General features: G+C 67.5%; 23 protein-coding genes. 2 read left to right on the forward strand and 21 right to left on the reverse strand.

Features of this window, described 5'->3' with window-relative positions; translation table 11 throughout:
• Positions 1–36: 36 nt before the first annotated feature.
• The 21 genes from L6Q67_RS11005 to L6Q67_RS11105 all read right to left on the reverse strand — a co-directional run bounded on the left by L6Q67_RS11005 (position 37) and on the right by L6Q67_RS11105 (position 19,376).
• Complete coding sequence (locus tag L6Q67_RS11005) at positions 37–906, reverse strand: alpha/beta hydrolase (protein ID WP_296569139.1); 870 nt, start codon at positions 904–906, stop codon at positions 37–39.
• 10 nt (positions 907–916) lie between these two features.
• A complete protein-coding gene (locus L6Q67_RS11010; protein WP_296569142.1) occupies positions 917–1,594 on the reverse strand; it encodes a dienelactone hydrolase family protein in 678 nt (225 codons plus the stop codon).
• A 172-nt stretch (positions 1,595–1,766) separates the two neighbouring features.
• Positions 1,767–2,204, reverse strand: coding sequence for a PaaI family thioesterase (locus tag L6Q67_RS11015; protein WP_296569144.1), 438 nt, complete (start codon positions 2,202–2,204; stop codon positions 1,767–1,769).
• 43 nt (positions 2,205–2,247) lie between these two features.
• Complete coding sequence (locus L6Q67_RS11020) at positions 2,248–2,667, reverse strand: PaaI family thioesterase (RefSeq protein WP_296569147.1); 420 nt, start codon at positions 2,665–2,667, stop codon at positions 2,248–2,250.
• Position 2,668: 1 nt separating this feature from the next.
• Positions 2,669–3,418 (reverse strand): ABC transporter ATP-binding protein, encoded by a 750-nt coding sequence (locus L6Q67_RS11025; RefSeq protein ID WP_296569150.1) that lies wholly within the window; start codon positions 3,416–3,418, stop codon positions 2,669–2,671.
• A complete protein-coding gene (locus L6Q67_RS11030) occupies positions 3,415–5,175 on the reverse strand; it encodes a branched-chain amino acid ABC transporter ATP-binding protein/permease (protein ID WP_296569256.1) in 1,761 nt (586 codons plus the stop codon). The genes L6Q67_RS11025 and L6Q67_RS11030 overlap by 4 nt, the downstream gene beginning before the upstream one ends.
• 29 nt (positions 5,176–5,204) lie before the next feature.
• On the reverse strand, positions 5,205–6,254 hold the full coding sequence (locus L6Q67_RS11035) for a branched-chain amino acid ABC transporter permease (RefSeq protein ID WP_296569153.1): 1,050 nt from the start codon (positions 6,252–6,254) through the stop codon (positions 5,205–5,207).
• A 21-nt stretch (positions 6,255–6,275) separates the two neighbouring features.
• Positions 6,276–7,277 carry an FAD-binding oxidoreductase gene (locus tag L6Q67_RS11040; RefSeq protein WP_296569155.1) on the reverse strand — a complete coding sequence of 334 codons (1,002 nt, stop codon included), beginning with the start codon at positions 7,275–7,277 and terminating at the stop codon, positions 6,276–6,278.
• Between the two features lie 5 nt (positions 7,278–7,282).
• On the reverse strand, positions 7,283–8,344 hold the full coding sequence (dmpG, locus tag L6Q67_RS11045) for a 4-hydroxy-2-oxovalerate aldolase (protein ID WP_296569158.1): 1,062 nt from the start codon (positions 8,342–8,344) through the stop codon (positions 7,283–7,285).
• Between the two features lie 11 nt (positions 8,345–8,355).
• Positions 8,356–9,312 (reverse strand): acetaldehyde dehydrogenase (acetylating), encoded by a 957-nt coding sequence (locus tag L6Q67_RS11050; RefSeq protein ID WP_296569159.1) that lies wholly within the window; start codon positions 9,310–9,312, stop codon positions 8,356–8,358.
• A 75-nt stretch (positions 9,313–9,387) separates the two neighbouring features.
• Positions 9,388–11,187, reverse strand: a complete 1,800-nt coding sequence (locus L6Q67_RS11055) for a feruloyl-CoA synthase (protein WP_296569160.1) — start codon at positions 11,185–11,187, stop codon at positions 9,388–9,390.
• Positions 11,188–11,199: 12 nt separating this feature from the next.
• Complete coding sequence (locus L6Q67_RS11060) at positions 11,200–12,345, reverse strand: ABC transporter substrate-binding protein (RefSeq protein WP_296569163.1); 1,146 nt, start codon at positions 12,343–12,345, stop codon at positions 11,200–11,202.
• 69 nt (positions 12,346–12,414) lie between these two features.
• On the reverse strand, positions 12,415–13,197 hold the full coding sequence (locus L6Q67_RS11065; protein WP_296569166.1) for a fumarylacetoacetate hydrolase family protein: 783 nt from the start codon (positions 13,195–13,197) through the stop codon (positions 12,415–12,417).
• Between the two features lie 27 nt (positions 13,198–13,224).
• Positions 13,225–14,229: a nitronate monooxygenase gene (locus L6Q67_RS11070; protein ID WP_296569169.1), complete on the reverse strand. Its 1,005-nt coding sequence runs from the start codon at positions 14,227–14,229 to the stop codon at positions 13,225–13,227.
• Between the two features lie 66 nt (positions 14,230–14,295).
• The gene (gene hcaB / locus L6Q67_RS11075; RefSeq protein WP_296569172.1) at positions 14,296–15,090 is read right to left on the reverse strand and encodes a 3-(cis-5,6-dihydroxycyclohexa-1,3-dien-1-yl)propanoate dehydrogenase; all 795 of its coding nucleotides are present in this window, start codon (positions 15,088–15,090) and stop codon (positions 14,296–14,298) included.
• 9 nt (positions 15,091–15,099) lie between these two features.
• Complete coding sequence (locus L6Q67_RS11080) at positions 15,100–15,636, reverse strand: 3-phenylpropionate/cinnamic acid dioxygenase subunit beta (RefSeq protein ID WP_296569174.1); 537 nt, start codon at positions 15,634–15,636, stop codon at positions 15,100–15,102.
• Positions 15,633–17,006, reverse strand: a complete 1,374-nt coding sequence (locus L6Q67_RS11085) for an SRPBCC family protein (RefSeq protein ID WP_296569177.1) — start codon at positions 17,004–17,006, stop codon at positions 15,633–15,635. The genes L6Q67_RS11080 and L6Q67_RS11085 overlap by 4 nt, the downstream gene beginning before the upstream one ends.
• 30 nt (positions 17,007–17,036) lie before the next feature.
• Positions 17,037–17,381 carry a non-heme iron oxygenase ferredoxin subunit gene (locus L6Q67_RS11090; protein ID WP_296569179.1) on the reverse strand — a complete coding sequence of 115 codons (345 nt, stop codon included), beginning with the start codon at positions 17,379–17,381 and terminating at the stop codon, positions 17,037–17,039.
• Positions 17,382–17,390: 9 nt separating this feature from the next.
• Positions 17,391–18,227: a protocatechuate 3,4-dioxygenase gene (locus L6Q67_RS11095; protein WP_296569182.1), complete on the reverse strand. Its 837-nt coding sequence runs from the start codon at positions 18,225–18,227 to the stop codon at positions 17,391–17,393.
• Between the two features lie 17 nt (positions 18,228–18,244).
• Positions 18,245–18,541, reverse strand: a complete 297-nt coding sequence (locus tag L6Q67_RS11100) for a hypothetical protein (RefSeq protein WP_296569184.1) — start codon at positions 18,539–18,541, stop codon at positions 18,245–18,247.
• Positions 18,542–18,554: 13 nt separating this feature from the next.
• Complete coding sequence (locus L6Q67_RS11105) at positions 18,555–19,376, reverse strand: alpha/beta hydrolase (RefSeq protein WP_296569187.1); 822 nt, start codon at positions 19,374–19,376, stop codon at positions 18,555–18,557.
• Between the two features lie 381 nt (positions 19,377–19,757).
• On the opposite strand from L6Q67_RS11105, the gene L6Q67_RS11110 reads away from it, so the two are divergent.
• Both L6Q67_RS11110 and L6Q67_RS11115 read left to right on the forward strand, forming a co-directional pair.
• A complete protein-coding gene (locus L6Q67_RS11110; protein ID WP_296569188.1) occupies positions 19,758–20,312 on the forward strand; it encodes a TetR/AcrR family transcriptional regulator in 555 nt (184 codons plus the stop codon).
• Between the two features lie 84 nt (positions 20,313–20,396).
• Positions 20,397–21,656 (forward strand): putative Na+/H+ antiporter, encoded by a 1,260-nt coding sequence (locus L6Q67_RS11115; RefSeq protein ID WP_296569189.1) that lies wholly within the window; start codon positions 20,397–20,399, stop codon positions 21,654–21,656.
• Positions 21,657–21,682: the final 26 nt, after the last annotated feature.

Consider the following 21,682-nt stretch of genomic DNA (forward strand, 5'->3'; position numbering starts at 1 on the left):
AAAGCTGCGCTGGCCGTTGATCACCGGCCCTTGCGCTCAGCCCGTCAGGAAAGCCTCCAGCGCCCGCGCCACCTGCACGGGCTGGTCGTGCTGGAGGTTGTGGCCCGAATCCGTGATGGTCACCACCTGACGGTTGCGGAAGCAGCTGATGCGCCGCTCGAACTCCACCGGGTCGTCCCCCATCCGGTCATCGACAAAACCTGCATCGGCAATCAGCAGTAGCACCGGCGCCTCGATCTTGCGCCAGGCGGCCAGGGAATCCTCGATGTGATAAAGCGACGGCCCGTGCACCCGGTGCCAGGGGTCGCAGGCCATCTCGATCTGCCCATCCGGCCGGGGCCGGCTCACCGCACGGGACAGGAAATCGGCCTGCTCGGGCGTGAGCCGCGGGTTGACCATGCGCAGGCGTCGCGCCAGGGCAGTGGCATCCGCATACGGACGCACCTGCGGCCCCGCCGCAACGGCATCCATCCACTGCACCAGCTGCATGGGAGCATCAACCTCGGGGGGCGGCCGCAGACCGAGGAAGTCCAGCATGGCCAGCCGCGCCACCCGCTGCGGGCGCACCGCCGCGTAGGTGGCGGCAATGTTGGCCCCCATGCTGTGGCCCACCAGCGTGGCCGGACGCTCCGCAGAGAAATGATCGAGCAGCACATCCAGATCGGCGTAGTAGTCGGGAAACCAGTATGGCCGCTCCAGCCATTCGCTGGCGCCATAGCCACGCCAGTCGGGTGCGATGATGTGCCAGGGCTGTTCGAGGGCCTCCACCAGAAACTGGAAGGTGGGCGACGAATCCATCCAGCCGTGGAGCAGGAAGAAAGTGGGCGCGTCCCGCGGGCCCCAATGGCGCACATGGTGGCGCAGGCCGCGGATGTCGAGGTATTCGGAGGTGCCGGTATCACGCATCGGCCAGACTCTACAGATGCCGTTCCAGGAAGGCCAGGGTCCGGGACCAGGCCAGCTCCGCCTGGGCCGGGTCGTAAACCTGGGGCCGGGTGGCGTTGAAGAAACCGTGGGCAGCCTCGTAGTGATGGATCTCCGGCCGGGCGCCCGCGTCGGCCATGGCCTGCTCCAGCGCCCCGGCCGCCGCGGGGGTGCACCAGGTGTCCCGGGTGGCAAAGTGCCCCTGGAAGGGGATGCGGATCTGCGCCGGGTCGGCAAAATCCCGGGGCGGAATGCCGTAGAAGCACACCGCTGCCGCCACCTCGGGCAAATGCACGGCGCTGGCCACCGTGAGGGCACCGCCCATGCAGAAGCCCATCACCGCCACGGGTCCGCTGCCTGCCTTGTGCAGATGGGCCGCCGCCCCGCGGATGTCCTGGAAGGTGGCACCGGCAAAATCCAGCCCGTTCATCAAATGACTGGCCTCATCCGGGTCCTGGGTGACGCGGCCGTGGAAGAGATCCGGCGCCAGGGCATTGAAGCCGGCCGCGGCAAAGCGATCCACGACACTGCAGATCTGCGGGTTGAGCCCCCACCACTCCTGCAGGACGACCACCCCGGGGCGGTCGGCGCCGGCAGGGGCGAAGTAACCCTGGCAGAGGCTGCCATCGGGGCGGGGGAAATCGATCAGTCCTGAACGGTCGGGGTGCATCAATCACTCCTTGAAAATCGCATATACCGGGCTCTGTGTCGGGGGCGACCGTAGGGGCGACTTCAGTCGCCCGCGGACTCCGATCAAGGGCATGCCGGTGATCGGCGCGGGGATGGGCGACTGAAGCCGCCCCTACACGTCGACGCCACAGCGAGGGTTCTCGCGCCTCTACCTACTTGTACTCGCTGGGCTTGCTGAGCACGGCGGCGGTCATGCGCGAGATGCACACCAGCTTGCCTTCCTCGTTGGTGATGCGCACTTCCCACACGTGGGTGGTGCGCCCCAGATGCAGGGGGCGGGCTTCGCCGTAGACCCAGCCGCTGGTCACGGCGCGGACATGGTTGGCGTTGATCTCCTGGCCGACGCAGTGGTACTTGGCCGGGTCGACCACGTGGGCGGCCGACCAGGACGCCAGGGTCTCGGCGAAGGCCACCGACACGCCACCATGCAGTGCCCCGGCGGGCTGGCGGGTGCGCGGGTCCACGGGCATGCGGCCGCGCAGGAAATCCTCGCCGATCTCGATCAGCTCCATGCCAAGGTGGCCGTTGGCGCAGGTGGCGCCCCGGGCATTGACTTCTTCCAGGGTGAAGGGGGCAAACCAGATACTCATTGGGGCTACTCCGTATTGTTGTCGCCGACGCCTGGGGCGCCGGTCAAAGGATCATCTGGGTGCAACGGTACAGCACCAGCTGGCGGCCGGTGGCCTCGTCGGTGACCACCGCGTCCCACACCTGGGTCGTCCGCCCCAGGTGGGCCGCGGTGGCAACGCAGGCAATGGCGCCCTCGGTGAGGGTTCCCAGGTGGTTGCTCTTCAGTTCGATGGTGGCAAAGGAGCGGGCGCCGGCCGGCAGGTGCGCCATGGTCGCATGGCCGGTGGTGGTGTCGGCCAGGGCGATCAGGCTGGCCGCGTGCAGGCGCTGGTTGGGAGCCATGTGCATGGGGCGCAGGGGCATGCGGCTGCTCGCCCGCCCCTGCTCCAGGCTCAAAAACTCCACCCCCAGCACGCCCGGCAGGCAGTCCGCCGCGTCCCGGTTGAGGCTGTCCACGCTGAGATCGGTGCGCAGGATGCTCATCTCAGTGCTTCGCCCCCAGGTAGGCCTCGATCACCCGGGGGTTCTGGGCCAGCTCGCTGGCCTTGCCCTCCAGGGTCACATCGCCCACCTCCAGCACATAGCCGTAGTCCGACACCTTGAGCGCCGCACGGGAGTTCTGCTCGATCAGCAGGGTCGCCACGCCGGTATCGCGCAGGTGGGAGATCACCTGGAAGACCTCGGCCATCACCCGCGGCGCGAGCCCCAGGGAGGGCTCGTCGAGCATCAGCACCTTGGGGTCGCTCATCAGCGCCCGGCCGATGGCCACCATCTGCCGCTCCCCGCCCGACATGGTGCCCGCCAGCTGGTTGCGGCGCTCCTTGAGGCGCGGAAAGACGGCATAGATGCCCTCCAGCCCGTCCCGATACGACCAGCCCGCCTTGCGGCGGCGGTAGGCGCCGAGCACCAGGTTGTCCTCCACGGTCATGGTGGTGAACAGCTCGCGCTTCTCGGGCACCAGGGCCAGGCCCTTGCCCAGGCGCAGCTCGATGGCGTGGTGGGACACCTCCTGCCCCATGTACAGCACCTCGCCCTCGGCCTGCCCTTCGCTGGGCAGCGCCCCCATGATGGCGTTGAGCAGGGACGACTTGCCCGCCCCGTTGGGGCCGATGACGGTGACGATCTCGCCGGCCCGCAGGCTGATCGAGGTGCCCCGCAGGGCCTCGACCTTGCCGTAGCGCACGCTCAGGTTGCGGGTCTCGAGGACGGGTTTGCTGTTGTTGTCGGCGCTCATTCCACACCTCCCAGGTAGGCCGCCAGCACGGCTTCATTGTTCTGGATCTCGGCGGGCAGGCCTTCGGCGATCTTGCTGCCGAACTCCATCACCACCAGCCGATCGGTCAGGCCCATCACGAAGTCCATGTCGTGCTCCACCAGCAGCACCGACATGCCCTCGCCCTTGAGCTGGCGGATCAGGTCGGCCAGGGCCTCCTTCTCCTTCAGGCGCAGGCCGGCGGCGGGCTCGTCGAGGAGCAGCAGCGTCGGATCGGTGCACAGGGCCCGGGCGATCTCGAGGATGCGCTGCTGGCCCAATGCCAGGCTGCCCGCCGGGGTGTGCATGTACTCCCCCAGGCCCACCCGGCGGATCTGCTCGGCGGCAAGAAAGAGCAGCCGGGCTTCCTCGTGGCGGTCCAGGCGCAGGGCCGCCGCCAGGGGGCTGCTTCGACCGCGCAGGTGCGCCCCCATGGCCACGTTTTCCAGCACCGACAGCTGGGGGATGAGATGCACATGCTGGAAGCTGCGGCCGATGCCCATGCGCACAATGTGCCGGGAATCCAGCTGGTCGATGCGCTCGCCGCAGAAGCGGATCTCGCCGCTGGTGGCGGGCAGCACCCCGGTCACCAGGTTGAACATGGTGGATTTGCCCGCCCCGTTGGGGCCGATCAGGCCCACCACCTCGCCGGCGCGGATCTCGAAGGCCATGTCCTTCACCGCCACCAGGCCACCAAACTGCTTTCGGGCGTCGCTCACCTCGAGGATCAGCGCCCCGGCCTGGGGCCGGGCCCGGCGCGGCAGGTCGCTATAGCCATCGGGGGCGATGGCCGGCGCCACCACCTCCGGCTCGGGCGGATGGAACTTCGCCCACACGCTGGCCACCCAGGGCCACAGGCCGTCCCGCGACCACAGCAGGAGCAGCACGATCATCACCCCGAAGACCACGATCTCGAAGTTGCCGTTGCTGCCGAGCAGGAGCGGCAGCAGATCCTGCAGCTGGCTCTTCAGGCCGGTCATCACCACCGCGCCGAGGATCGCTCCCCACACGTGGCCGACGCCCCCCACCACCGCCATGAACAGGTACTCGATGCCCATGTGCAGGCCAAAGGGCGTGGCGCTCACCGAGCGCTGCAGGTGGGCATACAGCCAGCCCGACAGGCTCGCCATCAGCGCCGCCAGCACGAAGATCAGGATCTTGTACTGGGCGGTGTGGATGCCCATCGCCTCGGGCATGGTCTTGCCCTTGGCCAGGGCCCGGATGGCGCGGCCGGGGCGGGAGTTGAGCAGGTTGAGCACCAGCATCAGGCAGCCACCCAGGCACAACCAGATCACCCCGTACATCACCCGCGGTGACGACAGGTCGATACCGAACACGCTCAGGGCCGGGATACCCGACAGGCCGTCGTACTTGCCCAGGAACTCGATGGTGCCAAACAGGTAGTACAGGGACAGCCCCCAGGCGATGGTGGCCAGGGGCAGGAAGTGGCCCGACAGGCGCACCGTGACGCTACCGATCAGCGCCGCCGCCAGGCCCGAAACCACCAGCCCGGCCCCCAGTCCCACCCACGGCGACCAGCCCAGGGTGGTGCTGAGGTAGGCCGTGGTGTAGGCCCCCAGACCCACGAAGGCCGCCTGCCCGAAGGAGGTCAGGCCGCCAATGCCGGTGAGCAGCACCAGGCCGAGGGCGACGATGGAATACAGGCCGATGTAGTTGCCGATGGTGATCCAGTAGCCCGGCACGGGCAGAAACGGAAACACGAAAAACCAGCCGAACATCAGCCACTGGAGCTTCTTGGTGGACATCTTCATTCTTCGTCTCCATGGCCCGAAGTCAGCGAACGCCAGGCCAGCACCGGGATGATCAGGGTGAACACGATCACCTCCTTGTACGCACTGGCCCAGTAGGAGGAATAGCTCTCGAGCAGGCCGACCAGCAGGGCCCCGGCCGCCGCCAGCGGGTAGCTGGCCAGGCCGCCGACGATGGCCGCCACGAAGCCCTTCAGGGCCACCACGAAGCCGGTGTCGTAGCCCACGGTATTGAGGGGCGCGATGAGGGTGCCGGCCAGGGTGCCCAGGCCCGCAGCCAGGCCAAAGGCCATGCGCCCGGCCTGGCTGGTGCCGATGCCCACCAGCTGCGCGCCCTTGCGGTTCACCGCCGTGGCGCGCAGGGCCTTGCCGTACAGCGTGCGGTCGAAGAACAGGTAAAGCAGGCCGATCAGGCTGCCCGCCACCGCCATCACCACCACGCTCTGCCCGGACACCGGCATCTCGCCCAGGGCCGTGCTCCAGTCGGTGAAGGGATGGGTGGTCGAGCCCTCCGGCCCGAAGATGAACAGCCCCATGCCCAGCAGGGCGAAATGCACCCCCACCGAGACGATCAGCAGCACCAGCACCGAGGCCTCGGCCATGGGCTGGAAGGCGACGCGGTAGATCATGATGCCCAGGGGCACGGTGATGGCGAGGGTGAACAGGATCTGCACCGCCATCGGCATGCCCTGCCAATCAAAGGTGTGGGCCAGCAGCCAGATGAACGAGGGGTAGATCAGGTTCTCGATGACGCTCCACATCAGCAGGCGCCGCGGCAGCGGCTTGTAGCGCCGCTGGCGCAGGGCCGAGCCCAGCTCCACCAGGAAAGTGAGCACACCGATGCCGATGAGCAGCCAGATCAGCCGGGGAAACTGGCTGCTCTGCAGGGCCGCCACGGTGAGGGCACCGAAACCGATGAACTCCCCCTGGGGCAGAAAGATGATGCGCGTCACTGAAAACACCAGCACCAGGGCCATGGCCAACAGCGCGTAGACCGCGCCGTTGGTCACCCCGTCCTGGGCCAGGACCGCGAAGATTCCGAAATCCATGAAAGTCTCCTCAGGCCCGGTTCAGTTATTGACGACGAAAGCGTCGGCCAGGAAGCGCGCCGCTGGCAGCCCCGCCGTGGCGGTGAAGCTGCTGCGCGCCGCGTCGATCATCAGCGGGTTGCCACAGGCATAGACCTCGTGGGCTGAAAGATCGGGCAGATCCTCCAGCACCGCCGCATGCACAAAGCCGCGCCGGCCGGTCCACTCCGCGCCGGCCTCGGACAGCACCGGCACCAGGCGGATGCCCGGGTGCTGCGCCTCCCAGGCGGCCACGCTGTCCACCGCGTACAGGTCGGCCCACTGGCGCCCGCCCCAGTACAGCACCGCCCCGCGGCGCGCCATCTCGGCGCCGTGGGTCTTGAGCAGCGCGGCGATGGGGGCGTAGCCCGTGCCCGAGGCCAGCAGCACGATGGGCACGTCGCCCGGCTGCAGCACAAAGTCGCCATACGGCCCTTCGATGCGCAGCAGGCCGCCGGCCTTGAGCTTGTCGTAGGCGTGGGTGGAGAAGCGCCCGCCCTCCATGCGGCGCACGTGCCACTCGATGACACCCGCCTCCGCCGGATCGTTGGCCATGCTGTAGCTGCGCTTCGCCCCGTCCTTGAGGATCACGCTGGCGTACTGGCCAGCCTTGAAAGTAAAGCCGGCGGCGGGCGGCACCTGCAGGCGGATCACCACCACGTCGTGGGACGGGCGGCTCACCTCCACCACCTTGGCGCCGGTTGTCACCACCCGCTGCCCCGGCTCGGCCGGCACCTTGGGCGCGTCAAGCAACAGGTTGCTGGTGGGCACGGCCTGGCAGGTGCGGCACTGGCCGGCAGGCACGTCGGTGCCATCCGGGCGGGTCGGGGCGTGGTCCACCGCCCCTTCCAGCAGGCCCAGGTGGCAGCTGTTGCAGGTGCCCGTGCGGCAGCTGTGGGGCAGCCAGTAGCCGGCGGCCAGGGCGGCGTCGAGCACCGTCTGGCCGGGGGCGCATTCAAAGCTGCCGCCGTTCGGCGACAGCCTGACGAGAAGGTTCGCAGTCATGACGCTCAGCCCGCTTCGCTCATGGTCGGGATGGCATGCACGGCGTCGTGCTCATGGCCCTTCAGCAGGTCAAGGGCCACGTCCACGATCATGTCCTCCTGCCCGCCCACCATGCGGCGGCGGCCCAGCTCGACGAGGATGTCCACCGCCTTGAGGCCGTACTTCTTGGCCGCCACTTCGGAGTGGCGCAGGAAGCTGGAATACACACCGGCGTAGCCCAGGGCCAGGGTCTCCCGGTCCACCCGCACCGGGCGGTCCTGGAGGGGGCGCACGATGTCGTCGGCGGCATCCATCAGGGTGTACAGGTTGCAGCCGTGGTTCCAGCCCATGCGGTCGGCGGCGGCGATGAAGACTTCCAGCGGGGCATTGCCGGCCCCGGCGCCCATGCCGGACAGGCTGGCGTCCACCCGGTCACAGCCCTCCTCCACCGCGACGATGGAGTTGGCGACGCCCAGGCTCAGGTTGTGGTGGGCGTGGATGCCCGTCTCGGTCTCGGGCTTGAGCACGTCCTTGAAGGCGCGGAAGCGCTCGCGCACGTCGTTCATCGACAGGGCACCGCCCGAATCCACCACGTAGCAGCAGGTGGCGCCGTAGCTCTCCATCAGCTTGGCCTGCTGGGCCAGGGCCTGGGGCGTGGTCATGTGGCTCATCATCAGAAAGCCCACCACTTCCATGCCCAGCTCCCGGGCCACCTCGATGTGCTGGCGCGACACGTCGGCCTCGGTGCAGTGGGTGGCCACGCGCACGATGCGGGCGCCGGCGCTGTAGGCGGCCTTCAGGTCATGCACGGTGCCGATGCCGGGCAGCAGCAGGGTCGCCACCTTGGCGTGCTTCACCGTGTCGGCCACGGCCTCGATCCACTCCAGGTCGGTGTGGGCGCCAAAACCGTAGTTGAAGCTGGAGCCCTGCAGGCCGTCGCCGTGGGCCACCTCGATGGAATCCACCTTGGCCTTGTCCAGGGCGCGGGCGATCTGCACGGCCTGCTCCACGCTGTACTGGTGGCGGATGGCGTGGGAGCCGTCGCGCAGGGTCACGTCGGAGATGTAGATCTTCTTGTCGGGGTTCATGTGCGTTCTCCTCAGGCAGCGGTGACGGCGGTGGCCAGGATGCGGGCGGCCATGCGTTCGGCGGTGGTCTTGGCGGCGGAGGTCATGATGTCCAGGTTGCCGGCATAGGCCGGCAGGTAGTGGGCAGCGCCTTCCACTTCGAGGAACACGGAGGTCTTGAGGCCGCTCATGCGCGGGCCGACGCCGGGGATGTTGATGGGGCGCGAGGCCGGGATGACATCGAACTGCACCTTCTGCTTGAGGCGGTAGCCGGCCACGTACTTCTGCACATCGGCAGCCATGCGCTCCACCGAGGCGGCGATCTCGTCCTCGTCGGCCATTTCCGACAGGCAGTACACCGTGTCGCGCATCATCAACGGCGGCTCGGCCGGGTTGAGGATGATGATGGCCTTGCCCTTGGCCGCCCCACCCACCACCTCGATGGCCTTGGACGTGGTCTCGGTGAACTCGTCGATATTGGCGCGGGTGCCGGGCCCGGCCGACTTGCTGGAGATGGAGGCGATGATCTCGCCGTAATGCACCTTGGCCACGCGGCTCACCGCCGCCACCATGGGGATGGTGGCCTGGCCGCCGCAGGTGACCATGTTCACGTTGAGGGCGTCGTCATGCAGGGCGCCGTTGACCACCGGGATGCAGTAGGGGCCGATGGCGGCCGGGGTCAGGTCCACCATGCGGATGCCGGGCTTGAGGCTGCGCAGGAAGGCGTCGTTCTTCACGTGGGCACCGGCGCTGGTGGCGTCGAAGACGATGTCGATGTCGGCAAACACCGGCAGGCGGGTCAGCCCTTCCACCCCTTCGTGGGTGGTGGCGACGCCCATCCGGGCCGCGCGGGCCAGGCCATCCGAGCCCGGGTCGATGCCCACCATGGCACCCATTTCCAGGTGCTCGCCGTGGCGCAGGATCTTGATCATCAGGTCGGTGCCGATGTTGCCGGAGCCGACGATGGCCACCTTCAGTTTCTTGTTCATGACTACCCTCGTTGGGAAATTCAGGCCGAGCGCGTCCCGGCCGGCTTCGGCCAGGGGCGCTGCGTCCTTGGGGATTTATTTGAGGAAGACCACCCGGTCGAGCTTGGGCGAGGTGTGCAGGCTGAGGACTTCTTCGGCCCGGCGGGCCAGCACCGCCCGCTGGTTGATGTAGCCCTTGTCGGTGATCTCGCCGGCGTCCATGCTCGGCGGCTCATCGAGCAGCATGGCGCGGGTCGGGCTCTGGGACGATCCGCCGCCCCCCTCGGCCTTGAGCCTGCGCAGGCCCTCGCGGACGTGGGCGTGGAGCTGGTCGGTGGGCACGTCCCTGGCCGCCGGGGCCGGGAAGACCAGCAGGCCCACCTCGTCCCGGTCGTGGCCGGTCACCACCACGTCCTGGGCAAAGGGCGCGAGGGCCGTCACGGCGCGCACCCGCAGGGTGCCCACCGACACCCAGGTGCCGGTGGTGAGCTTGAAGTCCTCCGCCACCCGCCCGTTGAAGGCGATGCCCTTCTCCGGCCGTGCCGGGTCGATCAGCAGGCCCGCGTCGCCAATCTTGTAGTAGCCGTCCTCGTCGAAGGCCTCGGCGGTCTTCTCCGGGTTGTTGAGGTAGCCCGGGAACACCTGCGGCCCCTTGACGCGCATCTCCAGCTTGTCGCCGTTGGGCAGGAACTTGATGGAGGTGCCCGCCACCGGCAGGCCGATGCAGCCCGGCCCGTCGAGGCGCCAGTGCACATTGGTGAGCAGCGGCGAGGCCTCGGTGGCCCCCCAGGCGGAGGTGAACCAGACCTTCTCGCCCAGCACCTTCTGGGCCGACTTTTCAAGGCGGTCCCAGGTGGACTGGGGCAAGGCCGCGGCGGCATAGAACACCGCCCGCAGGCGCCCGAAGAAATCCCGGGCGAAGGACTCGTCCTGCTCCAGGAAGGCGATCAGGGCGTCAAAACCCCGGGGCACGTTGAAGTACAGGTTGGGCTGCACCTCGCGCAGGTTGCGCACCGACTTCTCCATCAGGCCGGGCACCGGGCGCCCTTCGTCGATGTAGAAGCTGCCGCCGTTGCACAGCACCAGGTTGAAGTTGTGGTTGGCGCCGAAGGTGTGGCTCCAGGGCAGCCAGGACACGATCACCGGCTTTTCTTCCTTGAGGAAGGGCCAGCTCTGCTGGATCTGCTTCTGGTTGGCGCAGAGCATGCGGTGGGTGTTGATGGCGATCTTCGGCCGCCCGGTGGAGCCCGAGGTGAGCAGATACTTGGCGTGGGTCTCGGGGGTGATCCTGGCGAACTCGGCCATCACCGCCGGGGTTTCCCGGGTGCGCATCAGCTCGGCCAGGGACAGGCTGCCGTCCAGCTGGTAGGCGTTGGTGCTCAGGATCACCGGGCAGGCCACGGCGCTGGCGCGGATCGCCGAGGCGTACACCGCGCCGTCGCCGGCATACACGGCACCGGGCGCCAGCTCCTGCAGGATGGTGGCGACCTTGCTGTAGTCCTTGGCCAGCCGCGAGTAGGCGCTGGACACGGTGGCGAAGGGCCGCCCGATGTGCATGGTGGCCAGGGTCAGCAAGGCCTGGTCGAGGCTGTTGTCGGACAGGCACACCACCGGTGCCGTGGGCCCGATGCCCAGGTCGAGCAGGCCCTGGGCCAGCTTGCCGACCTGTTCGCGGACCTGGGCGTAGGTCATGCGCACCCACTCGCCCTCCGCGTCCCGCTCGGCCAGGAACAGGGCGTTGGGGGTGCGGGCGGCCCAGTACTCCAGCCAGTCGCCGATGCAACGGGTGACCTCTTCCAGCGGGTCGGAGCAGGCCAGGATGAAGCCGCCCCGGGAGAGATCGATGCGGGTCACCCTGGGCGGGGCCAGCATGCCGGGATTGTCAAAAAAGCTCATGGCGGCCTCCGCTTACTTCAACAGCTTCCAGTTGTTCTGCTCGATGGTGATCAGCACGCGGGCGCCCTCGCCCAGGCCGGAGTGGTCGGTGGCCGACATGCTGTTGATACCATGGGTCAGGGGCAGGTTGCTGGTCTTCTCGAGGGCGTCGCGCAGGGCGGCACGGAATTCCGGGGTGCCCGGCGCGGCCTTCTTGCCGACGCTGGCCACGGCCTTGTCGAGGAGCAGGTAGGCGTCCTGGGCGTAGGCGCCGAAGGGGTTGCGGGAGCCGGCACCGTGCTTGCCTTCGTAGGCCTTCAGGTAAGCCAGGGCGACCTTCTTGCTGGGGTTGCTGTCGGGCAGCTGCTCGGCCACCAGGACCAGGCCGGTGGGCAGGATCAGGCCTTCATCGGTGTTGCCGGCGACCCGCAGGAAGTCGTTGTTGGCGGCGCCGTGAGTCTGGTAGAACTGGCCCTTGAAGCCCCGCTCGCGCAGGGCGCGCATGGGCAGCGCGGCCGGGGTGCCGCTGGCGGCGATGAAGATGGCGTCGGGCTTCTGGCCCACCAGCTTGAGGGCCTGGGCGGTCACCGACTGATCGGTGCGGGCGTAGCGCTCGACGGCCACCAGCTTGATGCCGCTGGCTTCGGCGCGCTTCTCCACGTCCTTCAGCCAGGCTTCGCCGTAGGCGTCGCTGAAGCCGATGAAGGCGATGGTCTTGGTGTCGCGCTTCTTCATCTCTTCAAACAGCGCGGCAGACATCACGCCCACGCCGTGGGGCAGCGGAAACACCCACTGGATCTGCTTGGGCGGGAACGGGGCCAGGGCGATCTGCGGGATCTTCGCCTCGCCGGCCACCTCGGCCACGGCCAGGGAGGTGGGCACGGTGGTGGAACCGATGATGGCGTCCACCTTGTCGGCGTCGGCAAAGCGGCGGGCGTTCTTGCCGGCGGCGGTGGGGTCGGAGGCGTCGTCGAGGACGACGTAGTTCACCGGCAGGCCGCCCAGGGTCTTGGGCAGCAGCTCGATGGTGTTCTTCTGGGCGATGCCCAGGGAGGCGGCCGGGCCGGTGGAGCTGACGCTCACGCCGATGGTGACGGTCTGGGCCTGGGCGTGGCTGGCGCCACCGAAGGCAAGCATCAGGGCAGCGGACAGGCTGGCAAGAAAATGGCGGCGGTTCATGGTGTTCGTCTCCTCAGGGTTGGTCTTGTTAAGTTGTCAAAGCGGTGTCAAAAGGGGCCGGGGTGGCGCTCAGGCGGTACGGCAGCTGACGCTGCCCAGACCGGCAATGGACAGGTGCAGGTGGTCGCCGGCGACGAAGGGGAACATCGGCCCCAGGGCGCCGGAGAGGATCACGTCACCGGCCCTGAGGGGGTCGCCCAGCTGCTGCATGGTGCGGGCCAGCCAGTAGGCGGCGAGCAGCGGGTTGCCCAGGCAGGCGACGCCGCTGCCCACCGACACGGTGTGGCCGTTCTTGCGGAAGTCCATGCCGGCCAGGGCGAAATCCACGCTGCCGATGGCGCGGGGCTCGAGGCCCAGCACGTAAAGCCCGCAGGACGCGTTGTCGGCCACCGTATCCACCAGGGTCAGCTTCCAGTCCTGGATGGCGCTGTCGACGATCTCGATGGCCGGCAGGGCGTATTCGAGGCCATGCAGGAAGCGCCCCCAGCTGAGGCTCTCACCGTCCAGGTCGCGGCCTACCACGAAGGCGATCTCGCCCTCGGCCTTGGGCTGGATCAGGCGGCTGGCCGGCACTTCGCTGCCCGACAGGAACTCCATGTCGGCAAACAGCACGCCGTAGTCGGGTTGGTCCACGCCCAGCTGCTGCTGCACGGCCTGGGAGGTGAGGCCGATCTTCTTGCCCACCACGCGGCGGCCTTCGGCGATGTCGCGCAGGCTGTTGCAGCGGGCGACGGCATAGGCTTCGTCGGCACCGTGGATGCCGAACTGCTCGGAGATGCGAGGAATGGCGGTGCGCGTGGCGCGGGCCTGCCGCAGGGCCGCGGCGGCGGCCTGGATCTTGTCCTGATTCATGATGTACTCCGGAGAGGATGTCGGGCTTTACAGGGCCGGGTAGCGCTGGCGCAGCCGGGTCAGGCCGGCCAGCTCGTCGTCGAGGCAGGCGGCGTATTCCCGGTACAGCTGGCGGACGATGGCGTCGGTGCTGGCAACGGCCTCGATGCCACCTACGCCGTGGCCGGCGGACCACACGCTCTTCCAGGCCTTGGGGGCGTCGACGATGTCGCCGGAGAAGTCGATCTTCTTCTCCTCGCGCAGCTGCTCGGGGGTGAAGCCGGCCTTGTCGAGGGTGGGCTTGAGCCAGTTGGCCAGCACGCCGGACACCGCCTTGGTGGCCACCAGGTCTTCCAGGCCGCTGCTGACGATGAGATCCCGGTAGGCGGGCTCGGCCAGGCTCTCGGGGGTGGCGATGAAGCGCGTGCCGGCGAGCACGAAGTCGGCGCCCAGCAGCTGGGCGGCGCGGATGTCGGTGCCGGTGGTGATGGCGCCGGCCAGGCCGAGGGGGCCGGACCAGAACTTGCGCACCTCGGCAATCAGCGCGAAGGGGTGGTAGTGGCCGGTGTGGCCCCCTGCCCCCTGGGTCACCAGCACCAGCACGTCGGCGCCGGCGTCGGCGGCCTTGCGGGCCAGGGCCGGATTGATCACGTCGGCCATCACGATGCCGCCGTAGCCATGCACGGTGTCGAGCACCCGGCGCGGGCTGCCCAGGGCGGTGGACACGATCTTCGGCTGGAACTCCTGCACCAGGGCCAGCTCCGCGTCGAAGCGGTCGTAGCTGCTGTGCACGATCATGTTGAGGGACCACGGGGCGCCGGGGCGGTCGGCCTGGATGGCGTCGCGGGTGTGGGCCATCCATTCCCGCAGGGTGTCCACGTTGCGGGCGTTGGCCGCGGGGTAGGAGCCGATGATGCCGGCCCGGGCACAAGCAATCACCAGCTCGGGCCCCGAGACCAGAAACATCGGTGCGGCCATCAGCGGCAGGGTGCTGCGCTGGATGATGTCGACAAAATCCTGCTGCGGCGCAGTCAGGCTACGCGTGAAGCTCATCTCTTCCTCCGTTGGGTGCTCTTTGCTGCGTCGTTTCTTATGTTTTTTGGCGCGGGCGGGGCGGGTTCATCGCATCGGGCGTATCTCCCATCCGCCGTCGCTCTGGATCACCGTGGCGGTGGTGGCCCGGCTGTTGTCCCGGGAGGCCAGCAGCACGTAATGGCCGGCGTGGTCTTCGGGCTGGGCGATCATCTTCAGGGGCATCGAGTTGGCGACGTTCTCCTGGAAGTTGGGGATCTCCGACAGGCGGCGCTCGCCCTTGCCCAGGCTTTCGGGGCCACGCAGGGGTGTGACCGTGCCGCCGGGCGCCACGCCGTTCACCCGCACGTCGGGGGCGAACTCGTAGGCCAGCTGCTTGATCAGCCCCAGGCCGGCGTGCTTCGAAGCCACGTACAGGGGGCCACCGCCGCCGGCGTAGAAGGCCGAGTTGGACAGGGTGAAGATCATGCTGCCCCTGCTCTCGCGCAGAGCCTCGGCGGCGGCGCGGGCGGCCAGCACGTAGCCCTTCACGTTGACCCCGAAGATCTCGTCGAAGCTCTTGTCCAGCTCGTCGAGGCTCATCTTCTCGAGCCGGGTGAAGAAGTCCCACACACCGGCGTTGCCCACCAGGGTGTCGAGCTTGCCGAAGCGCCGCAGCGTGGCGTCCACCGCCTTCTGGTTGTCGGCGCCGGAGCGCACGTCACCGAGGCTGGTGACCACCTGGTCGCCAAACTCGGCGACCAGGCTGTCGGCCTGCTCCTGGCTGCGCACCATCACGCCCACCCCCGTGCATCCTTCAGCGATGTAGCGCTTGACGACGGCGCGGCCGATCCCCGATCCGCCTCCCGTCACCAGCGCCACGTAGCCATTGAGCCAGCCCATGGTCATGCCTCAGAGGAAGGTGTTGAGGTTTTTGGCCATCAGCACCGACTGGGTGATGATGATCTTGCGCCGGGCCAGCCTGAAGCTGTCGTCATCGGCACGCAGCACGTCCTCGCGGCGCCCCACCAGCAGGTCGTTGTCCTTCTCGACCCGGCTGCGGTAGTTGACGAAGGTGCTGTGCACGATGAACTCGCCGGGGGCCTCGCCCTGGTACACCTCGATGCCCGCCACCACGTGGGCATGCCGGGTGGCCGGGTCTTCGGCCCAGGCGGTGGGCTGCTTGAAGCGGGTGACGCGACGGGTCAGGTCCACCAGGTTGTCGTTGTAGAGGGCGCCCCGGTCCACCGCGTAGCTGCCGTTCTTGTCGGCGCGGCGGCGGTTTTCCATGGTCGGCATCCAGTAGTGGATGTCCTCGGCCATCAGGGCCAGCCAGTCGTCCCAGCGCTCGTTGTCGAGCAGGCGGGCCTCCCGGTACAGAAACTGTTCGACCCGGCGCTGGGTTTCGGCGTCCACGCCGATCTCGGGCAAGGCGGTCTTGGCGTTCATACACCCTCCTTCATCTTCGGCACGTCGCGTTGGGGAACGTTTTTCCAGCTCTCGGACTTCATCAGATCGAGCCAGCGCTGGTAGAAGGCGCGCTGGTTGGCCTCGTTGATCTGGCCCTGGAAGACGTTGCCGGGCAGGTCGGTGCCCTCGACGCGGGTGTCGTGGCCCAGGCCCAGATACAGGTCCTGCTGGCGGGTGACGAAGCCGGCGTTACTGCGGGTGGAGTATTCCCAGTTCTCGCCGTCGTCCATCTCGAAGACGCCGGAGGGGCTGAAGGTCATCATGGTGCCCTTGCGCCACTTGTCCTTGATCTCCTGGGGGGCCTTCTTGTTGACGAAGGTCCAGGTGTGCAGCTCGATCTGGCCCGGGCCGCGGGGGTGCCAGGTGCGGAAGGTGTTCTGCCCCGGCAGGAAGGAGGTGTTGGGGAACAGGGTGCAGGATGAGATGGCGCCGATCATCTTCGAGCGCAGCTCACCCAGGCGCTCGGCCACCTTGGGCTGTAGCACGTACAGGTACTTGAGCAGTTCCTTCTCGCCCAGGGTGGCGCAGTTGCCGACGATGTCCTGGTTGAACTCCCAGCCGTGGCCGTTGAAGTTGACGTGGTAGGACTGCTCGGGGGTCTTGTGCACCTCGGCCACCGGGCCGCCGACCATGGCCTTGGCGCCGGAGTCGTGGGTCCAGCCGGCGTGCAGGATGTCGCCGACGAAGTTCTCGGAGGCGTACTTCCAGTTGCACTGGATCACCGACTTGACGCAGCCGCCGATAAACTCGGTGCCGCCCTCGTCCATGTCGAAGATGGCGTCCAGGTAGTAGCGCATGTCGCCCAGGTACTCGGCGAGGCTCGGCGCCTCGGGGTCGAGGGTGGCGAAGATCAGGCCGCGGTAGCTGTCCACATGGGCCACCGGGTGCAGGCCGTGCTCGGTCTTGTCCATGCCGGCGGCCTCGTAGGTCTCGGAGGCGTGCATGCCCTTCAGGCCGCCGTCGATGCCGAAGGCCCAGCCGTGGTAGTTGCACACGAACTGGCGGGCGTTGCCCAGGTCGGCGAAGCACACCTTGTTGCCCCGGTGCGGGCAGGTGTTGAGGAAGCCCTTCACGCTGCCATCCTTCTGGCGGACGATCAGCACGTTGTCCTCGCCCATGTAGGTGGTGACGTAGTCGCCCGCCTTGGGGATCTGGGATTCGTGGGCCACGAACAGCCAGCAGCGGGCAAAGATGCGCTCCAGCTCCTGCTCGTAGATGTCCTGGTCCCAGAACAGGTCGCGGGACATGCGGCCCTTCTCCAGGTTCATCAGCTGATCCAGGTTCTCGATGGACTGGGCGATGGGCCGGCGCTTGAGGCGGATCGGCGTGGCGCCTTGGGTTGTGCACATGGTCGTGTGTCTCCTCGCTATGTGTTGTTGTCAGACGGCGTCGGCCGCTTCGTCGGATTCCTGGTCCAGATCCACCAGCAGCTCATCACCTTCATCAATCACCTTGAAGGTGCGGATGGGGTGCTCGCAGGGAAAGCTCATGGGCTGGCCGGTGGGGATGTGGAAAGTGCCGTCATGCACCGGGCAGGCGATGCAGTCGTCGTCCACGATGTCGCCTTCGGAGAGCGACGCGGTGGCGTGGGTGCAGCCGTCCTGGGTGGCGTAGAAGGTGCCGTTGAGGTTATAGACGGCGAGCATCTGGCCGCCGACCTCGCACTTGCGCACCTTGCCGGGTTCGAGATCGCCGCGCTTGAGCAGCAGAATCGGTTGGGACATGGGTGTTCCTCAGGCAAACAGTTGCACGAAGCCCAGGCCGGTGACCCATTCACGGACCGGGGCGTAATCGATGATTTCTCCCCGGGCGCCGGGCATGGCGCCCATGGCCACCGCCCACTGGCGGATCTCCATGCCGCCGTTGCCGCCGTGCTCGAGGATGTAGTCGTCGGACAGGCCGCCAATCGCCGCCAGGTTGCCGGTGCAGGCGTAGTCCATGATTTCCCGGTCGAAGGCCTCATTGACCTTGCCCATCTCGGGGGTGCCGACCCAGTGGCTGATGCCGCCGCTGCCGATCACCACCACACGTTCGTCGTCGGGCATGGCCTCGACCGCCGCCTTGATGGCGCCGCCCAGCTCGATGGCCCGCTTCATCCGGATGAAGGGATCGACGCCGGCCGCGATATACACCGGCACGGTGCCGATGGACTGGCCCCGGGCCCGCACCGGGTCGATGATCAGGCGGTCGGGGATGGCCACGGCATGGTCCACCGTGAAGGCCCGCGCCACCGCCCAGTCGAAGCCGTTGGCGTGGCCGTGCTCGGCGATGAAGCCGGCCAGCTTTTCGCTGGCGGGGATGATCTGCCGCTTGAGGCCCGGCAGCACATCCAGCGGGCCGTCCACGTCACCGGTGCCGATGAGGTACTGGGGCAGGCAACCGGTGCCGAAGTTGAAGTAGTGATCGGCGCCGATGATCACCGCGCTGGTGGCGTCGAGCGCAGCCAGCCGGTCGGCACAGGTGTCGTAGGCACCCCACATGCGCTTGCGGATGTCTTCCGCCGGCGCCTCGGGGGCGACGAACATCACCGGGTCATGCGGCACCAGAAAGCCGCCAACGATTTTTCCCACGGGAAACTCCTGAGTTCTTATTGCTTGAGGCCGGCCGAAAACACCTGGCCTTCGGCGACGGCACCACGCAAGGCCTTCATGTAGGCGGCGGGGTGGCGGTTGGGGGCGTTCTCTGTCCAGAAGCCGAGGGTCAGCATCGGGTTGACGCCGTGCTTCTGCATGCCGGCCACGTCGAAGCCGGTGACCATGGCGCGCTCCTCGTCGCTGAGGGCGTAGCGGGCCAGCAGGCCTTCCGGGTCTTCCTTGAAGCGCTGCTTCACGGCCCGGTCGACGCACAGCTGGTGCATCAGTTTTTCCAGCACATTGCGGCTCATCGCGGCCTCCGGATCAGGCGCAGAAGTCGCGCACGAGCTGCAGGAAGCGGGTGCGGTGCTCGGTCTGCACCCAGTGGCCACACTGGCCGAAGAGGTGCAGCTCGGCCTTGGGAATCGCCCGGGCCAGCAGGAAGCCGCACTCCGGCGGCACCACGCCGTCTTCACGGCCGTGCAGCACCAGGGTGGGCGCTTCGATCTTGGCCACCGAGGCTTCGGGGAAGCCCTTGACCAGGGTCGGACCTTCGGCGTTGGGCTTGGGGATCAGCTTGCGCAGGGCATCCTGGGCACCGGGGCGGGCGCTGGCCTCGAAGCGGGTGCGGATCATCTCCTCGGTGATGATGTCCTGGTTGAACGGGAACAGACGCATGGTCTTTTCCATGTTCTCCATGGACGGCTCGTACTCCCAGGCCGAGCGCAGGCCCGGGGTCTGCACGAACTCGCCGGCCGGCGTGCCCAGCAGCACCAGCTTGTCCACCCGCTGGGGGGCAAACAGGGCCAGCCCGATGGAGAGCGCACCGCCAAAGGAGTTGCCGACGAAGGAAGCCTTCTCGATGCCCAGCTCATCCATGATCCCGGTGAGGTGGCGCACCCACAGCTTGATGTCGTACTTGCTGTCGGACTTGAACTCAGTGAAACCAAAACCGGCGATATCCGGGGCGATGACCCGGAAGTGCGGCGCCAGGTCGGGCATGACCTTGCCCCAGTTGGTCCAGGCCGAAACGCCGGGGCCGGAACCGTGCAGCAGGAACAGGGGCTTGCCACTGCCCTCCTCCAGGTAGTTGGTCTGATGCTCTGCGGCAAGAAGGGTCTTGCCAATGCCGGGGTGCTTGTCCATTTTGTCTCCGTGTTCAATACACATGTGTATGTGTATGGTACGGATATTTTCCTGCATGGCAAGCGTTTTTGATCCAGATCAAGAGCCAGAAACACCCAATTTCTATTTTTATTATTAATTTTCAGTAACTTGCACCCATAAACAACATTTACCCTTTCATAGACAAACTCGAGCAGATAATTTTCCATACACTAATGTATGTTTATAAACACCAAGAATCGACGCCTTGCAGCCCCCTCCGGACAGCACCGGCCCGCCCGGCGCCAGGCCGGAAATGCACAGGGAAGCTGATACAATCCGCCATCCGCTGTCCCCCCTTTCCCCATGTCTGCAACCGACTCTCCCGCCCCGCCCGCTGCCCCCTCTACTACGTCTGGAAAAGTGCAGCTCACCCCGGCCGACTGGATCAAGGCCGCCACTGAGGTTCTGGTGGACAAGAGCATCGACGCCGTGCGCGTCGACGTGCTGGCCAAGGGCCTCAAGGTCACCCGTGGCAGCTTCTACTGGCACTTCCAGGATCGGGACGACCTGCTCAAGCAGTTGCTCAGATCCTGGCGCGACGCCGCCACCGAACAGATCATCAGCCGCTTCGAACGCAGCGGCGCCGACCCCGAGGCCCTGGTGCGGGAGCTCGCCTCCCTGCCCTTCCGGGGCACGGCCGCCTTCAACTCGGCATCCATCGAGCTGGCCATCCGCGCCTGGGCACGCCGTGACGACATGGCCCGCCAGGTGGTGGACGAGGTGGACGCCAAGCGCCTCTCCTATGTATCCCAGTGCTTCGTGGCCCTGGGCTTCAACTTCCAGGAGGCGGGCATGCGCGCCTTCGTGCTTTACAGCTACATGATCAGTGAATCCCTGATGCGCGGTCAGGGCACCGAAACCCAGCGCCAGCAACGCCGGGAGTTCGTCGAGAAGTTCCTGCTGCAAAAACCCTGACCCGCGGCCCGGCCCGGAACTCAAGCCTCCCGGGCGAGTCTGGAACGGAGCACCCCTGCCCCGCCCTACCCCCAGGAGCCCTGCGTGACCGCAACCCCCATCCAGATCATCGGCGCGGCCCTCTTTGCCATCGCCATCCTGCACACCTTCGCCACCAAGTTCTTCGAGAAGCTGGCCCACGCCGGCCCACGCCATGCCGGACTGTGGCATCTGCTCGGCGAGATCGAGGTGGTGTTCGGCTTCTGGGCGATGGTGCTGATGGTGGCCATGTTCGCCCTGCTCGGCTCGGCGCCGGCCATCGACTACATCGAATCACGCAACTTCACCGAGCCCATGTTCGTCTTCGCGATCATGGTGATCGCCGGCACGCGGCCCATCCTGCAGGCGGCCTCCGCTCTGGTCGCCCTGATCGCCCGGGCCCTCCCCCTGCCCGGTTCGGCCGCGGCCTACTTCACGGTGCTGCTCCTGGTGCCCCTGCTCGGCTCCTTCATCACCGAGCCCGCGGCCATGACCCTCGCCGCCCTCATCCTGCGCGACCAGTTCTTCACCCGGGGCATCTCGCCCCGGCTGATGTACGCCACCCTGAGCGTGCTCTTCGTCAATATTTCCATCGGCGGCACCCTCACCCCCTTCGCTGCGCCGCCGGTGCTCATGGTGGCCGGCCCCTGGGGCTGGGACATCCACTTCATGCTCAGCCAGTTCGGCTGGAAGGCGGCCATCGCAGTAAGCATCAATGCCCTCGGCGCCACCCTGCTCTTCTACCGTGAGCTCGCCGCCCTGGCCCCCGCCCCGCGGGATGGAACCATCCCCCGCGTGCCCCTCGTCCTGACCCTGGTGCACGTCCTCTTCCTGTGCGGTGTGGTGGTCTTTGCCCATCACCCGGCCATCTTCATGGGCCTGTTCCTGTTCTTTCTGGGGGTCGCCCACGCCTACATCCGCCACCAGGACCGCCTGATCCTCAAGGAAGGCCTGCTGGTGGCCTTCTTTCTGGCCGGGCTGGTGGTGCTGGGTGGCCAGCAGCAATGGTGGCTGCAGCCCCTGCTGATGAGCATGAGCAGCGACGCCGTCTTCATCGGTGCCACCGCCCTCACCGCCTTCACCGACAACGCCGCCCTGACCTACCTGGGCTCCCTGGTCGAAGGCCTCTCCGACGACTTCAAGTACGCTCTGGTGGCCGGCGCGGTGACCGGCGGCGGCCTCACCATCATCGCCAACGCCCCCAACCCGGCCGGCGTGTCCATCCTCAAGGGCAGCTTCAGCGACGAGGCGGTGAACCCGCTGGGGCTGCTCGCCGCGGCCATTGCCCCGACGCTGGTGGCGGGGGTGGCGTTTCGGTTGTTGTAGGCGGTCCTGGCAATAGCAGGGGCGGG

The organism is Zoogloea sp. (assembly GCF_023150065.1).
In the GTDB taxonomy this organism is placed as follows: domain Bacteria; phylum Pseudomonadota; class Gammaproteobacteria; order Burkholderiales; family Rhodocyclaceae; genus Zoogloea.

Coding starts and splice junctions, on each gene's coding strand:
- L6Q67_RS11005 (WP_296569139.1), bottom strand. CDS start 906: ATGCGTGATACCGGCACCTCCGAATACCTCGACATCCGCGGCCTGCGC.
- L6Q67_RS11010 (WP_296569142.1), bottom strand. CDS start 1,594: ATGCACCCCGACCGTTCAGGACTGATCGATTTCCCCCGCCCCGATGGC.
- L6Q67_RS11015 (WP_296569144.1), bottom strand. CDS start 2,204: ATGAGTATCTGGTTTGCCCCCTTCACCCTGGAAGAAGTCAATGCCCGG.
- L6Q67_RS11020 (WP_296569147.1), bottom strand. CDS start 2,667: ATGAGCATCCTGCGCACCGATCTCAGCGTGGACAGCCTCAACCGGGAC.
- L6Q67_RS11025 (WP_296569150.1), bottom strand. CDS start 3,418: ATGAGCGCCGACAACAACAGCAAACCCGTCCTCGAGACCCGCAACCTG.
- L6Q67_RS11030 (WP_296569256.1), bottom strand. CDS start 5,175: ATGTTCGGCTGGTTTTTCGTGTTTCCGTTTCTGCCCGTGCCGGGCTAC.
- L6Q67_RS11035 (WP_296569153.1), bottom strand. CDS start 6,254: ATGGATTTCGGAATCTTCGCGGTCCTGGCCCAGGACGGGGTGACCAAC.
- L6Q67_RS11040 (WP_296569155.1), bottom strand. CDS start 7,277: ATGACTGCGAACCTTCTCGTCAGGCTGTCGCCGAACGGCGGCAGCTTT.
- dmpG (WP_296569158.1), bottom strand. CDS start 8,344: ATGAACCCCGACAAGAAGATCTACATCTCCGACGTGACCCTGCGCGAC.
- L6Q67_RS11050 (WP_296569159.1), bottom strand. CDS start 9,312: ATGAACAAGAAACTGAAGGTGGCCATCGTCGGCTCCGGCAACATCGGC.
- L6Q67_RS11055 (WP_296569160.1), bottom strand. CDS start 11,187: ATGAGCTTTTTTGACAATCCCGGCATGCTGGCCCCGCCCAGGGTGACC.
- L6Q67_RS11060 (WP_296569163.1), bottom strand. CDS start 12,345: ATGAACCGCCGCCATTTTCTTGCCAGCCTGTCCGCTGCCCTGATGCTT.
- L6Q67_RS11065 (WP_296569166.1), bottom strand. CDS start 13,197: ATGAATCAGGACAAGATCCAGGCCGCCGCCGCGGCCCTGCGGCAGGCC.
- L6Q67_RS11070 (WP_296569169.1), bottom strand. CDS start 14,229: ATGAGCTTCACGCGTAGCCTGACTGCGCCGCAGCAGGATTTTGTCGAC.
- hcaB (WP_296569172.1), bottom strand. CDS start 15,090: ATGGGCTGGCTCAATGGCTACGTGGCGCTGGTGACGGGAGGCGGATCG.
- L6Q67_RS11080 (WP_296569174.1), bottom strand. CDS start 15,636: ATGAACGCCAAGACCGCCTTGCCCGAGATCGGCGTGGACGCCGAAACC.
- L6Q67_RS11085 (WP_296569177.1), bottom strand. CDS start 17,006: ATGTGCACAACCCAAGGCGCCACGCCGATCCGCCTCAAGCGCCGGCCC.
- L6Q67_RS11090 (WP_296569179.1), bottom strand. CDS start 17,381: ATGTCCCAACCGATTCTGCTGCTCAAGCGCGGCGATCTCGAACCCGGC.
- L6Q67_RS11100 (WP_296569184.1), bottom strand. CDS start 18,541: ATGAGCCGCAATGTGCTGGAAAAACTGATGCACCAGCTGTGCGTCGAC.
- L6Q67_RS11105 (WP_296569187.1), bottom strand. CDS start 19,376: ATGGACAAGCACCCCGGCATTGGCAAGACCCTTCTTGCCGCAGAGCAT.